Here is a 12,651-nt window from a genome sequence, read left to right on the forward strand (position 1 = left end):
AGTTATTGTCCTAGACTTCAGTTCCAATGTAAATCCCATGCCTCGTTCTCACTATCTTGATTTTTATCCTGTCACCGACCTCGGCATCTGTATTGATGACCTCGATAAGCCTGTTCCTGGCTTTTGCCAGCATCTCACCCTGGATTCTGCCTGGCAGAACAACCTCAGCCTTTACAACCTCCCCTGGCCTGAAGGCAAGGGGGATGAATTCACGCTTCTCCATGCCAAAGTGCTTGGGCTTCAGAACGAGGGGCTTCATGCCGGTCTTCTGCTCCAGCTCGCGGAGCCACTCGTAAAACTTCTTGAATGGCACCAGCTTTGCTATTGTTGGATTTCTGCCGAACTTATAGGGGATGTAGTTCTGGAAGCCGAGAGCTGGCCATCTCTTACCCGCCCCAATCCTCCTCGCGAACTCTATGAAGGCCTCGGCCTCGTTGTCGTTGATGCCGAAGATTATCACTGGGGCAATGAGCACGTCCACTCCAGCGTTTACCAGCGCCTCGGCCATGTCCAGGACATGCTGAAGGTCGTAGTCCTTCCGCCCCATAAGCATCTTGGCCTTCTCTGGGTCGAGGGAGTGGAGTGAGAGATTCACCCTATCGAGACCTGCCTCAGCAAGTTCTTCCACGAGTCTATCGTTCAGAAGAGTCCCGTTGCTCTGCATCGAGATTACCCTAACGTTCGGATGCTCTCTCAAAGCCTGAACGAGCTCCACGCGGAAAGGATAGAGAAGTGGTTCTCCCTGACCGTCTAAGTGTGCCTCAAGACCTGTTCCCTTGATTTGAGCGACGTCGTCAAACCACTTTATCAGGTAATCAATATCAACCACATAGTCGAGCTTTCTGGTTCTTGAATAGGGCCCCTCGTCAACAGAGCAGAAGATGCAGCTCAGGTTGCAGCCGCTCACACCCCTAATTTGGATGAGATTAGTTCCTCTATCTATTAAGCCAAAAGCGTTGTAACCAAGTAGAGGAACGTCCATCCCCTCGTGAATGTAGAGAACCTTTCGATTTGTGTACCTGTTTCTAAGGAGGGCGCCGAGGTTGTTCTGAATGTATATTGCAATGTACTTTTCGACGTCGGGATAATCGGTATCGATAATGAGCGCACCGTCCCTCGCGGTAACCTCTGGCTTCACGCGATATTTTCGTTTTATAACCTGGATCAGCTCACTCTTTTCAAACTCGGCATAGAGAGTATCTCGCCAGATTAGTCTTACACTCTCGCCGAGATCTTCAAAGTACGTATGGGGGAGCCTGACTTCAATCATGATTTCCGGTTTCCTAAACGCCTTATTAAAAATTCGTCGATGGATAAAAAATCCGTCCCATGGTAGAATCCCAAGGACTCTCCTGCCCAAAGATTTTTAAGGGAAGACCTTTTGCCATCATGCGGGCATGGAAACATTTTAATATTATTGAATTAAACAGTCTATCGATGGACTACCATGGGTGATTGATCATGTGGGGAAAGATTGAGCATTACTTTGATGAATATCCCGTCAGGAAGCAGATTGCCAAAACGCTTCTCAAGTATGGCCTTCGCGTCTCTGACGACATGAAGATTAAAGCGGGCGACATAGAGGTTCCATACACCAAAATAGCCAAGGCCCTTGACGTGGACAGAAGGGTTGTCAAGGAGACCGTCGGCATGATACTCAAGATACCCGAGCTGAAGGAAATATACACCAACCTCGAGCCAACCGTTCACATGAAGTACGTCGGGAGGCATGTTGGCTACGGCGTCATTGAGATCGAGCCCGAGCCGAGGGCGATAGGAATACTCGCCAAGATCGCTCAGAAGATCGCCGAGAGGGACATCAACATTATTCAGGTAGTTGCCGAGGATCCGGAGCTGTATCCTGAAGCAACACTCACCATCATCACCGAGAAGCCAATTCCCGGAGACCTGATAAACGAACTCTCCAAGCTTGAGGGCGTCAAGAGGATTTCAATTTATTGAACCCTCTCTTCTCCTGTAATTTGTTGATTGAAGTTTTCCTCAACTTTCTCAACTTTTGGTAAACAAATTTGAGAAGTTCATAGCTTCTATAAAGTCATGCGCCCTAAAGGACTCTTCTTAGCATCATAGAACAAATCTGCCGTCTCTATTTTAACCAAAAGTTTTAAACCTTTGTTCTTCGCTGGTAAGGTTTATAAGTCATTGTTTTAAACCTAAAATTAGCTTCGCTTAACTCTGTTGGGAGCACTTCCATCAACCACTGGAGGGTTGCTGAATGGGAGAAGCAAGCAAGATAAGCCGCTATCTGTACACGGTTATCGTGCTGTCCCTGATATGGCTGTTTCTAACGGCTAGTTTAGATCCACAAGAACTCGGATTCGGCCTGCTACTGTCTCTAATCGTCGGGGCCTTCACCTACGAGATATTCACAACAAACGGACTCGCAAACCTGCATCCAAAGAGGATCGCCTACGCAATAGCCTACATACCCTACTTCCTCTGGGCAATGATCATGGCCAACCTCGATGTTGCATACAGAGTTCTTCACCCCAAGAGACCCATAAACCCAGGAATTGTTGAGTGCAGAACTGTTCTCAAGAGCGACGTTGGAAAACTCAGCCTTGCGAACTCAATAACCCTGACGCCCGGAACCATAACCCTCGACGTTGACGGTGACAAGTACTTCATCCACTGGATAGACGTCAAGGATGATTCCGTTGAAGGCGCTTCTAAGAGCATAACCGAGCCCTTTGAAAAGTTCCTGAAGGTGATCTTCGGATGATAGGAATAAACGTTTATCTTGCCCTGATAGCAATAGCAACTCTCCTCAGCATGTACAGGGTCTTCAGAGGGCCAACGACAGTTGACAGAATCGTAGCTGTGGATATCATGACGACCATAACCACCGGACTCATGGTGCTCTTCGCGCTCTACTACCAGAGAATGATATTCCTCGACGTTGCCCTGGTATACGCGATTCTGGCCTTCGGTGGAGTCATGGCATTCGCGCGCTACATGGAGGGAGGCCTATGAACGCTCTTACGGTGATCGGAGAAGTTCTCGTCCTGCTGGGAACGTTCTTCTACTTCCTATCAGCCCTAGGTTTGATCAGGATGCCTGACGTTTACAACAGGATGCAGACCTCGACCAAGAGTGCCACCCTTGGTTCTCTGGGCGTCATAGTTGGTGTTGGAATCTGGGCCCTAGGGACCGACTTCGGAAGCGCGGCATGGCTCACAAAGACTATCATCATCGCTGTGTTCCTTCTGCTCACCAACCCAATAAGCGCCCACGCACTCATAAGGGCAGCGTACAAGAGCGGAATTCCACTGTGGGAGGGCAGCATCATTGACAAGTACCGGGAGCACCTTGAGGCGAAGGCCAAAGACGAGGAAGTCCCCGAAGAAATTGAAGAAACCGGGGAGGGTGGTAAGGAATGAACCTCGCGTATTACATCCCCCACTTAATAGTTGCGATCATGGTAGTCTCCGCAATACTCGCCGTCGAGTGGAAGGACATACTAGCTGCCGCCGTCGGAATGGCAGCCGTCAGCCTATTCGCCTCACTGCTGTTCTTCTTCCTGCAGGCTCCGGACGTGGCTATGACCGAGGCAGCAATAGGTGCTGCACTCAGCGGTGCCGTGTTCATATTCGCCATTAAGAGAACACAGAGGTTCGAGACTGAGGAAGAAGAAAAGCCCGGGTGGTGGGTGAGATGGTAGTCAAGCGCGCTTTGGCAATAATCACACTCCTCATCATAGGGTACTGGCTGGCTCAGGGCTTAGCCGGCGTTCCCTTCGGCGAGGACAAGATGCTCGTCGGTCAGTACTATCTCGACAACGTGAAACAGCAGACCGGCGCTGTTAACGCCGTCACTGCTGTCGTCGTTAACTACCGTGGATTTGATACCCTCGGTGAGGTTACCGTCCTGTTCATAGCATCAACTGGCGTTGGAGCCCTGCTCTGGAGGAGAAAGAAGGAAAGAACCGCAAAGACCGAAGGCTCAATAGTTCTCACAACCGGAACAAGGCTGCTATTCCCCTTCGTGATGCTCTTCGGTGCCTACATCTTCATTCACGGACACCTCACCCCCGGCGGAGGATTCCCAGGAGGAGCCACCATTGCCACCGCTTTCCTGCTGCTGTACCTTGCGTTCATAACCTACGAAATCCCGCACAGGGGCTTTGAAGTCACTGAAGGTCTAGCTGGCATGAACTACGTCGCCGTTGGTCTAATCGGTCTCGCAATAGGTGGCTACTTCCTCTTCGACTGGATATGGCAGACCTGGCAGTTTGGCTGGGACAACGTCGGCAGACTGCTGAGCGGCGGATTCATACCGATAATATACACCATCATCGGCATCAAGGTCGGCACGGAGCTCAGTGGAATCATCGACAACATGCTCAAAGAGGAGGTGAGCAAATGATAAGCGTCTACTATTTCGGTGCGATAGTGCTCATCCTCGTAGGCCTCTACGCGATCCTAGTGAAAAAGAACCTGCTCAAGATTCTCATAGGCCTCAGCATAATGGAAACGGGCGTTAACCTGCTGCTCATAAGCATTGGCTACGTCAGCGGAAAGAGCGCTCCAATCCTCAGCGAGGGAATCGGTCCGAATCAGGCCGTCGATCCAATTCCGCAGGCATTGGTTCTCACGGCGATAGTTATCGGAGTTGCCACCACTGCCATGGCCCTTAGCGTTGCCATCCTGATTTACGAGAAGTACGGAACCCTTAACGTTGAAGAGATAAGGAGGTTGAGAGGATGAACGGGCAGTACGCTGCTCTGCTCATAGCGTTACCGCTCATCAGCGCGTTCTTCGTCCCCGTGTTTAAGGGAATAGGGAAGAACGCCGTCAAATACTTCCTAATCCTAGTTACCGCCCTCCAGACTGGAATAGCCGCATGGGTCTTTAAGGAGGTCTACACCACAGGCAAGCCAATAATAGTCATCGCCGGCGGCTGGAAGCCACCCGTCGGAATCAACCTCTACCTTGGCCATTTCGCGGCACTCTTCGTACTCATAATAGCAGTCGTCAGCCTCTTCACTGCGGTCTTCAGCATCAGCGCGGTCAAAACCGAACCCATCGACAAGTATGCCATGCTCTTCCTACTGCTGATGCTCGGTGCCACCGGAATGATAGCGACCGGTGATATATTCAACCTCTTCGTCTTCATGGAGATAACGGCAATAACTGCCTACGCCCTCACAGCCTACAACAAGACCGGTGAAGCGGCCGAAGCTTCAATGAAGTACATCATCCTCGGTGGAATCGGTTCAAGCTTCTTCCTCATCGGTGTCGCTTTAATCTACGGCTCCCTTGGAACCCTCAACATGGCTCAGATAGCCCAGCTCGCAGCAACTATGGACCCCACCGTAGCCCAGGTCGGCCTCGCGCTCATAATCCTTGGTCTGGCCGTCGAGGCTGAGCTCTTCCCGCTCAACGCCTGGGCGCCCGACGCTTATCAGGCAGCACCGCACCCAATCACCGTCATGTTCTCCGCCTTTGTCGTCAAGGCTGCCCTCTACGCCATGGCAAGGATTCTCTACCTCATGCAGGTCGTCGAGAGCTGGGGCTCAGTGCTTAGGCTGCTCATAGTAATGGCCACCCTCACTGTCGTCGTTGCCGAGCTGGCAGCGCTTAGGCAGAAGAACGTCAAGAGGATGATAGCCTACTCCAGTATCGCCCAGATAGGCCTCATAGCACTCGCCTTCGCCCTCGGCACTCAGGCCGGCGTTGACGCTGGTGTCTTCCACATGATCAACCACGCGATAGTCAAAGCTCTCCTGTTCCTCGCCGTCGGCTACGTGGCGATAACCCTCGGTGGTGCAGAGCTGGAGAAGTTCCAGGGACTTGGCAGGAGGATGCCGCTCACGGCCTTCGCCATCTCAGTTGGTGCAGTAGCCACCGTAGGAATACCCCTCTTCAACGTCTTCTGGAGCAAAATCAGAATAATCCTTGCGACCCTGAACGTCGGATACACCTGGGCAGCAGTACTCGTACTTTCAGCGAGTGTCGTGGAGGCGGTCTATTACTTCAGGCTGCTTCACACCATATGGTTCAAGGGAGAAGGGGAGAAAATCAGCGAGAGCATGGTCATCGGTCTCATGATGCTCTTCCTCGCCGCTTTGGTTGTCGTCATAGGAGTCTACCCGGACTACGCTTGGGAGCTCGCCAGAAAGGCTGGAGAGGACATCTTCAACATGGCCCAGTACGTTAAGAACGTTCCACTGATGGGGGTGGGAGCATGATTAACGAACTTATAATTATCATTTTCGCGCCTCTGATTGCTGGAGTTATCGCTTGGGCGCTTGACATCAAAGGTATCAGGGAGCTGTTTGGCGTTGCCGGTGCAGCCATTCCCCTAGCTTACCTCATCAAGCTCTATCCGACCGTTGATGCCGAAGGAATGATACAGTACACTCTGAACTTTGCCGACTTCACCTTTGAGTTCCTATTAACCCACATGAGCTGGATATTCGCTATGATAGCCGGTGTTGTTGGCCTTGCTGCAGTGCTCGGAATGGTCTCAACCTCAAAGAACGGCTACGAGTGGCTGTTTGCCCTGATGAGCCTCACCGGCGTCTACGGCATCTTCATAGCCTATGACCTGTTAGGGTTCTTCATCTTCTGGGAAATCATGACCTTCGGAAGCTTCATGATGGTGCTCAAGTACAACAGGGGGGCCTCACTCAAGTACTTCATCCTCAGCGTCATCGGAGCCTACGCGATGCTCATAGCCATTGGTCTGATATACGCGAAGGTCGGATCCTTTGCATTTGCCGACATACGCTCAGCCTTCTACAGGGATGCCCTCTCCCTGACAGTGGGCGGACCGACCCTCTTCAGCAGGGGCGAGGTGGCCTTTATCTTTGGCCTCTTCCTGCTGGCCTTCGGCGTTAAGGCCGGGATGTTCCCGCTCCACGTCTGGGCGCCCGATGCCTACAGCGAGACCAACCAGAGCTACACCGCGATGTTCAGCGGCGTCCTCAGCAAGACTGGCGTATACGGATTTATCCTCATCTACATACTCATAGGCTACCGCCTGCTCTACGAATTCGGAACGATTAGAACCGTCCCCAAGTTCGGCTACATCATAGCATTCCTTGGTGGTCTTACCATAATAGTGGGTGGACTTCTAGCGGCCCTACAAGAGGACATCAGAAAGCTCTTCGCCTATTCCAGTATAAGCCAGATAGGTTACATCCTAGTGGGCATAGGTGTTGGGACGGCATTGAGCATTGAAGCCGCCATCTACCACGCCATAAGCCACGCCCTCTTCAAGGGACTGTTCTTCCTCATAGTGGCCACCATAATCTACCGCACCGGGAAGACGGAGTTCAAGGACATGGGCGGACTGGCAGAGAAGATGCCAGTAACATTTGCGATGGCCTTTGTAGCAATACTCAGCCTCGCAGGAATTCCGCCGCTCGTCGGCTTTGCCAGCAAGTGGCTCATTTTTGAAGCGGTTATAAGTCAGAACATGCCGATCCTCGGCGGTATGGTGTTCTTCGGAAGTGCTATAGGTTTCGTTTACCTCATCAGGTTCACCTACGCTGTCTGGTTCGGACAGAGGCCGACCGACCTTGACGATACTAAGGACGCCCCATTGCCACTCGCCATAGGCATGGGCATACTTGCAGTGCTCAACGTCGTCTTCGGTATCGCTCCAGGTCTTGTGGCACAGGAGCTGAACAAGATATTCGGCAGAGAGGTTATCGGTGGAACTATATGGGAGCTCAACATCGGAGTCGGAAAATACAATGGCCTCCTGATAACCGTCTGGCTGGTAGTCGGCCTGCTGATAGCGGCAATAGTCTACTTCCTTGGTGCCGGCGTCAGGAAAGTCCCAGTTACGGACACTTATCAGTCCGGAAACCCTGTCACAATGGACTACAACCTGACCATAAGGAGGAACTTCTTCCTCCCGCTCAAGGAGGCCCTGTCCTTCTGGCTCAGGATCAGCTTTGACAGGTTCTATAAGGACATTGGAAAGACAGTTGAGGACTTCGCCGAGACCATGAGAAACTACGTCTACAATGGAAACGCCCAGAGCTATGCCTGGTATTTTGCCATAGTCCTGCTAATCCTCGCTATGTGGGGGGTGTGAAGAATGCTTGAGGTAGCGCTGAAGGCTTTATTCCTCCTAATTTATGCGACCTTCGTCGGGTTTATGTTCATGGGAATAATCAGGAAAGTGAGCGCAAGGATACACAGAAGGGTCGGTCCTCCGCTCTACCAGCCGATACTTGATACCATCAAGCTGCTCTCCAAGAAGACCAATATAACCCACGGGCTAATCTACGACTTCGGAATCATCTATGCCCTAGGAGCGACGGTAATGGCGCTGTTCTTCATCCCCATTGGCAGCGTCAGCATACTCAGGGCGTACGGTGACTTAATCCTCATCACATTCCTGCTTGAGATACCGATGCTCGGGATAATGTTCGCCGCAATGAGCTCGGGCAACCCATGGGCTGGCCTCGGTGCCCAGCGTGCATTGCTCACGCTACTTGCCATACAGATTCCCCTGGGCTTCGCCATAGTTGCACTGGCTGAATACTACGGAACCTTCAGCACCTATCAGATAGTCATGGCTCAGCAGGTCAGCGGCTGGAGCATAATCCACATACCGCTCCTCCTCGCGGCTATAGCCTATGACATAGTCCTGCAGGCGATGTTCGGCAAGGAGCCGTTCGACATCATGATAGCACCAGGTGAAATATCCCTCGGTCCGATGGTCGAGTTCGGCGGCAAGCACATGGGAATCCTCCAGATACAGCACGCCATAGCCCTCTTCGCGGAGACGCTGTTCTTCGCAAACATATTCCTTGGAGGTGCAGTCGTTACCGTCTTCGCAAGCCCGATACTCAACACCATAGCCAGCCTTGGAATACTGCTGATCAAGCAGATAGCCGTGCTGATGGTGGCCATATTCATCGGCAACATCTTCCCGAGGTTCACCATAGACCAAGCAGCGAAGTTCTACTGGAAGTGGCCGACTATCATAGCTGCCCTCGGTGCGATACTTGCAAGCTTGTGAGGTGATGTGAGATGGACTGGAAGCTTTGGGAACCGCTTATTGAATTCGCAAGGAAGAGGAGTCTCTGGATCGTGTCGTTCTGTACGGGATGTGGCGGTATAGAGATGCCGCCGCTCATGACCTCCAGATACGACCTAGAGAGGTTCGGAATGATGCCCAACCCAGCCCCAAGGATGGCCGACCTTTTCCTCATCACCGGCTACGTTACGCCAAAGACCCTCAAGAGGATAATCATAACATACGAGATGCAGCCCGATCCGAAGTACGTCATAGCCCATGGTTCGTGCACCATTAACGGAGGAATCTACTGGGACGCCTACAACGCCATCAAGAGACTCGACGCATACATTCCGGTAGACGTCTACATCGCCGGCTGTATGCCAAGGCCCGAGTCGGTCATGGAAGGCATCAACAAGATGATGGAGATGATAGAGAACGGAACCGCCGACAGCTGGAAGCGCTATAAGGAGAACTACGAGTGGTACAAAAAGAACCAGGACGAGCTGTTCGGAGAAGGCTGGCGTGAGAGGGAAGCCAAGAGGTGGCTTCCCTGGATTATGGACGACATAAAGAGACTTGAGAAGGAGCGTGAGAAGGATGACTGACTACGAGACCCTCGTTTCCAGCATCACCGAGAAGGCCCCCTACGCTGAAGGAAAGGTCAGGCGCGAGAGGCGCATAGAGTTCAAAATCCCGGCCGACAGGATAAGGGACTTCCTCAAGCTCCTCAAGGACAACGGCTTTGAGTTGCTGCTCCAGATAACCGCAGTGGACTGGCCCGACCGTGGTGAAATCGAGCTCATCTACCAGATATTCAGCATCACCCACAGGACGCACACCTTCGTAAGAACCACAATTCCAAGGGACAACTCCGTCATTTCGACCGTCATGGACATCTACCCGGTCGCCGAGACCTACGAGAGGGACGCCCATGAGTTCTTCCAGGTTGTCTTCGAGGGCAACCCCAAGCTCGACATGCCGTGGATACTCGAAGAGGAGGATAAGGAAGCAGGGCTTTCCTACAGGAAAGACTTCGACATGCTCGGCTACGTGAAGAGGAAGTATAAGATACTGGACAGGTTCGATGAGGATAAGGAGACCTATGTGATCTGAGGTGATGATAATGGTTTCACAGAGCGAGCTTATACGTGAGGCTAAAGAGAACGGCATGGACCTGCTCCCGATAGATAAAGACACCTACGAGCTGTTCTTCGGTCCGCAGCACATGGCCACCGAGAACTACAGCATAATCCTCAAGATGGACGGTAACAGGGTCGTCAAGGCGATAGCCAACCCCGGATTCCTCCACAGGGGATTCGAGAAGCTCGCCGAGTACAGGCCGTGGTACACCAACATAGCCCTGCTCCTCAGGGTCTGTGTCCCGGAGCCGGACGTTCCAGAAGTCATATACTCGATGGCCGTCGAGGAGATACTCGGCTGGGAGGTTCCGGAAAGGGCTCAATGGATCAGAACCACCGTCCTTGAGATGGCCAGGGTTTCAGCGTACCTCTTCTGGACGATGGGTATGGCTTTCAAGCTCGGTGTCTACACTGCCGGCCAGTGGGCGGCAGCCTATCGTGAGAGGTTTATGGCCCTCTTCGAGCAGCTCACCGGAGCTAGGGTCTACCACATCTACACGATACCCGGCGGAGTCAGGAGGGACATACCGAGCGACGCCTGGCTGAGGCGCCTCAAGGACACGGTTGAATACATCAAGGACAAGCTCCCCGACTTCGACGAGATACTCTTCGAGAACTACATCACCCACCGCAGGCTTGAGGGAGTAGGCGTCATGGACAAGAAGTTCGCTCTCGACGAAGGCGTCACCGGCCCCAACCTGAGGGCAACCGGCGTTCCCTACGACGTCAGGCGCATTGACCCGTACCTCCTCTACCCAGAGCTTGACTTCGAGGTTCCCGTTCTCAGGGAAGGAGACGCACTCGCAAGGGTCATGATAAGGCGCTTTGAGCTTGAGCAGGACCTCTACATCCTCGAACAGCTCCTGGAGATGGGGCCGCCGAGCGGACCGTACAAGATCGAAGATCCAAGAATGAAGAACCTGCCAAGGTTCAAGGTTCCCGCAGGGGATGCCTTCGCACACGTCGAGAGCACTAAGGGAGACTTCGGAGCCTATGTTGTCAGCGACGGCAAGCACAAGCCCTACAGACTTCAGCTCAGGGGCCCAAGCATATCCCACGGCATCAGGGTCATCGAGCAGCTCCTTGTAGGTGCAAGAATAGCCGACGTGCCGGTCATACTCGTGAGCCTTGACAACTGCCCACCGGACATAGACAGGTGATGGCCATGGAGGTTGATTTTAAGATCGCCCCGGAGAGCAAGATCAAAAAGAAGCCTTCTTACATAAAGCCCTGGATGGGGCTCAAGTACCTATTCAAAAAGCCGGTGACGCTCAAGATACCCTACGAAAAGACGGATATAGCGAAGGAGTACCGCGGGCTCCACACCCTCGACTGGAAGAAGTGCGTAGGCTGTAACTTCTGTGGCCAGATATGCCCTGCAAGGGCAATAGAGATGACATGGCTGGAGATAGACGGCAAGATGGAGAAGAGACCTCACCCCAAGATAGACTATGGAAGATGCACCTACTGTCAGTTCTGTGTGGATGTCTGTCCGACTGGGGCACTGGGATTCATCGAGACCTTCATGATAACGACCACCTGGCAGGAGGACCAGCTTGAGCTTTACGACTGGGTGCCCATACATCCCGATGAGTTCAGGAAGTATCAGGACGAGTACGGCGACTACCGCTTCCCCGTCGAGAAGATCGAATTCAACAAAGAGACCAAGGAGGTAACCTACCACCTCAGGGATGGCACTGTCTTCAAGTTCAAGATACTGGGCTACGGCATAAAGCCGCCCAAGAAACCAGCCTCCGTGAAGCCCGCCGAAAAGCCCAGTGAAAAGAAGGACGCAGAGAAGCCAGCTGAGAAGGCAGAAGAAAAGAAAGAATGAACCTCTTTTTCTCCTTTCATTAATTTCGCTACCATTTTTTCGAAATGATTTTAAGAAGTTCGTAAGTTATTAATTTGGTGGAATTCTATGGCAATAGACGTCAAAAATGAAAAGAACTTCGGTCTCTGGGGATCAATCCTAGCGCTCGTCGCGGCGTTTATGGGAGCAATACCCTACATTGGCGTCTTTGGAAGCACGCTGTCACTGATTGCATTCATACTGGTCCTGCTCGCCCTGAAGGGAATCGGGAATAAGGTCGGTGATGAGAGACCTTTCAAGTATTACCTCTACAGCGTCATTGTGGCCATTGCGGGAGTAGTATTCGCGATAGTTCTCATCTTGATTGGAGCAATAACACTGCCGAAAGGCGGCATGAATGAGCCCTATGAGACATTCGGTATAGGGATGGTTCTGCTCGGCATCATACTCATAATCGCCGTGTTTATACTGGCAGTATACTTCCAGAAGCAGGCGTGGGAGGTCATGTACGAAATAACCGGGGTAGAAGAGTTCCAGAAGACCGCCAAATGGCTCTGGTGGGGTGCGTTAACGCTCATAATACTCATAGGCAGCATCCTGCTGCTAATTGCCGCAATCTACCAGATAATAGCGTTCTCCAACATGCCTGAGGAGCTTGAGTTCAGAGGAACGTACAAGAGTCCCATCTACTAACTC

Annotated in this window: 16 protein-coding genes; 15 read left to right on the top strand and 1 reads right to left on the bottom strand. The window is 52.3% G+C overall.

What is annotated here, in order from left to right:
* Positions 1–10 precede the first annotated feature (10 nt).
* Positions 11–1,270: a radical SAM protein gene (locus tag E3E32_RS03550; protein ID WP_167730219.1), complete on the bottom strand. Its 1,260-nt coding sequence runs from the start codon at positions 1,268–1,270 to the stop codon at positions 11–13.
* Positions 1,271–1,461: 191 nt separating this feature from the next.
* Between E3E32_RS03550 and E3E32_RS03555 the strand changes: the two genes are divergently transcribed.
* The 15 genes from E3E32_RS03555 to E3E32_RS03625 all read left to right on the top strand — a co-directional run bounded on the left by E3E32_RS03555 (position 1,462) and on the right by E3E32_RS03625 (position 12,648).
* A complete protein-coding gene (locus E3E32_RS03555) occupies positions 1,462–1,962 on the top strand; it encodes a hypothetical protein (protein ID WP_012571457.1) in 501 nt (166 codons plus the stop codon).
* 274 nt (positions 1,963–2,236) lie between these two features.
* Positions 2,237–2,743: a Na+/H+ antiporter subunit E gene (locus E3E32_RS03560; protein ID WP_167730220.1), complete on the top strand. Its 507-nt coding sequence runs from the start codon at positions 2,237–2,239 to the stop codon at positions 2,741–2,743.
* The gene (locus E3E32_RS03565; protein WP_167730222.1) at positions 2,740–2,994 is read left to right on the top strand and encodes a monovalent cation/H+ antiporter complex subunit F; all 255 of its coding nucleotides are present in this window, start codon (positions 2,740–2,742) and stop codon (positions 2,992–2,994) included. The genes E3E32_RS03560 and E3E32_RS03565 overlap by 4 nt, the downstream gene beginning before the upstream one ends.
* A complete protein-coding gene (mnhG, locus tag E3E32_RS03570; RefSeq protein WP_167730224.1) occupies positions 2,991–3,401 on the top strand; it encodes a monovalent cation/H(+) antiporter subunit G in 411 nt (136 codons plus the stop codon). Before E3E32_RS03565 ends, mnhG begins: the two co-directional genes overlap by 4 nt.
* The gene (locus tag E3E32_RS03575) at positions 3,398–3,682 is read left to right on the top strand and encodes a DUF4040 domain-containing protein (protein WP_167710724.1); all 285 of its coding nucleotides are present in this window, start codon (positions 3,398–3,400) and stop codon (positions 3,680–3,682) included. Before mnhG ends, E3E32_RS03575 begins: the two co-directional genes overlap by 4 nt.
* On the top strand, positions 3,676–4,386 hold the full coding sequence (locus tag E3E32_RS03580; RefSeq protein ID WP_167730226.1) for a Na(+)/H(+) antiporter subunit B: 711 nt from the start codon (positions 3,676–3,678) through the stop codon (positions 4,384–4,386). The genes E3E32_RS03575 and E3E32_RS03580 overlap by 7 nt, the downstream gene beginning before the upstream one ends.
* Positions 4,383–4,727: an NADH-quinone oxidoreductase subunit K gene (locus E3E32_RS03585; RefSeq protein ID WP_167730228.1), complete on the top strand. Its 345-nt coding sequence runs from the start codon at positions 4,383–4,385 to the stop codon at positions 4,725–4,727. The genes E3E32_RS03580 and E3E32_RS03585 overlap by 4 nt, the downstream gene beginning before the upstream one ends.
* Positions 4,724–6,211 carry a proton-conducting transporter membrane subunit gene (locus E3E32_RS03590; protein WP_167730230.1) on the top strand — a complete coding sequence of 496 codons (1,488 nt, stop codon included), beginning with the start codon at positions 4,724–4,726 and terminating at the stop codon, positions 6,209–6,211. The genes E3E32_RS03585 and E3E32_RS03590 overlap by 4 nt, the downstream gene beginning before the upstream one ends.
* Positions 6,208–8,070, top strand: coding sequence for a proton-conducting transporter membrane subunit (locus E3E32_RS03595; protein WP_206205204.1), 1,863 nt, complete (start codon positions 6,208–6,210; stop codon positions 8,068–8,070). Before E3E32_RS03590 ends, E3E32_RS03595 begins: the two co-directional genes overlap by 4 nt.
* Before the next feature lie 3 nt (positions 8,071–8,073).
* Positions 8,074–9,003, top strand: a complete 930-nt coding sequence (locus E3E32_RS03600; protein ID WP_167730231.1) for a respiratory chain complex I subunit 1 family protein — start codon at positions 8,074–8,076, stop codon at positions 9,001–9,003.
* Positions 9,004–9,014: 11 nt separating this feature from the next.
* Positions 9,015–9,608, top strand: coding sequence for an NADH-quinone oxidoreductase subunit B family protein (locus E3E32_RS03605; RefSeq protein ID WP_167730233.1), 594 nt, complete (start codon positions 9,015–9,017; stop codon positions 9,606–9,608).
* The gene (locus E3E32_RS03610) at positions 9,601–10,116 is read left to right on the top strand and encodes an NADH-quinone oxidoreductase subunit C (protein WP_167730952.1); all 516 of its coding nucleotides are present in this window, start codon (positions 9,601–9,603) and stop codon (positions 10,114–10,116) included. The genes E3E32_RS03605 and E3E32_RS03610 overlap by 8 nt, the downstream gene beginning before the upstream one ends.
* A 10-nt stretch (positions 10,117–10,126) precedes the next feature.
* The gene (locus E3E32_RS03615; protein WP_167730953.1) at positions 10,127–11,302 is read left to right on the top strand and encodes an NADH-quinone oxidoreductase subunit D; all 1,176 of its coding nucleotides are present in this window, start codon (positions 10,127–10,129) and stop codon (positions 11,300–11,302) included.
* A 5-nt stretch (positions 11,303–11,307) separates the two neighbouring features.
* A complete protein-coding gene (nuoI, locus tag E3E32_RS03620; RefSeq protein ID WP_167730954.1) occupies positions 11,308–11,976 on the top strand; it encodes an NADH-quinone oxidoreductase subunit NuoI in 669 nt (222 codons plus the stop codon).
* Positions 11,977–12,063: 87 nt separating this feature from the next.
* Entirely contained in the window at positions 12,064–12,648 is a 585-nt protein-coding gene (locus E3E32_RS03625; RefSeq protein WP_167730234.1) for a DUF996 domain-containing protein, read from the top strand.
* Positions 12,649–12,651: the final 3 nt, after the last annotated feature.

The sequence above is a fragment of the Thermococcus sp. GR6 genome (genome assembly GCF_012027415.1).
GTDB lineage: Archaea > Methanobacteriota_B > Thermococci > Thermococcales > Thermococcaceae > Thermococcus > Thermococcus onnurineus.

Coding starts and splice junctions, on each gene's coding strand:
- E3E32_RS03600 (WP_167730231.1), top strand. CDS start 8,074: ATGCTTGAGGTAGCGCTGAAGGCTTTATTCCTCCTAATTTATGCGACC.
- E3E32_RS03560 (WP_167730220.1), top strand. CDS start 2,237: ATGGGAGAAGCAAGCAAGATAAGCCGCTATCTGTACACGGTTATCGTG.
- E3E32_RS03625 (WP_167730234.1), top strand. CDS start 12,064: ATGGCAATAGACGTCAAAAATGAAAAGAACTTCGGTCTCTGGGGATCA.
- E3E32_RS03610 (WP_167730952.1), top strand. CDS start 9,601: ATGACTGACTACGAGACCCTCGTTTCCAGCATCACCGAGAAGGCCCCC.
- E3E32_RS03555 (WP_012571457.1), top strand. CDS start 1,462: ATGTGGGGAAAGATTGAGCATTACTTTGATGAATATCCCGTCAGGAAG.
- E3E32_RS03575 (WP_167710724.1), top strand. CDS start 3,398: ATGAACCTCGCGTATTACATCCCCCACTTAATAGTTGCGATCATGGTA.
- nuoI (WP_167730954.1), top strand. CDS start 11,308: ATGGAGGTTGATTTTAAGATCGCCCCGGAGAGCAAGATCAAAAAGAAG.
- E3E32_RS03595 (WP_206205204.1), top strand. CDS start 6,208: ATGATTAACGAACTTATAATTATCATTTTCGCGCCTCTGATTGCTGGA.
- mnhG (WP_167730224.1), top strand. CDS start 2,991: ATGAACGCTCTTACGGTGATCGGAGAAGTTCTCGTCCTGCTGGGAACG.
- E3E32_RS03615 (WP_167730953.1), top strand. CDS start 10,127: ATGGTTTCACAGAGCGAGCTTATACGTGAGGCTAAAGAGAACGGCATG.
- E3E32_RS03565 (WP_167730222.1), top strand. CDS start 2,740: ATGATAGGAATAAACGTTTATCTTGCCCTGATAGCAATAGCAACTCTC.
- E3E32_RS03550 (WP_167730219.1), bottom strand. CDS start 1,270: ATGATTGAAGTCAGGCTCCCCCATACGTACTTTGAAGATCTCGGCGAG.
- E3E32_RS03580 (WP_167730226.1), top strand. CDS start 3,676: ATGGTAGTCAAGCGCGCTTTGGCAATAATCACACTCCTCATCATAGGG.
- E3E32_RS03590 (WP_167730230.1), top strand. CDS start 4,724: ATGAACGGGCAGTACGCTGCTCTGCTCATAGCGTTACCGCTCATCAGC.
- E3E32_RS03585 (WP_167730228.1), top strand. CDS start 4,383: ATGATAAGCGTCTACTATTTCGGTGCGATAGTGCTCATCCTCGTAGGC.
- E3E32_RS03605 (WP_167730233.1), top strand. CDS start 9,015: ATGGACTGGAAGCTTTGGGAACCGCTTATTGAATTCGCAAGGAAGAGG.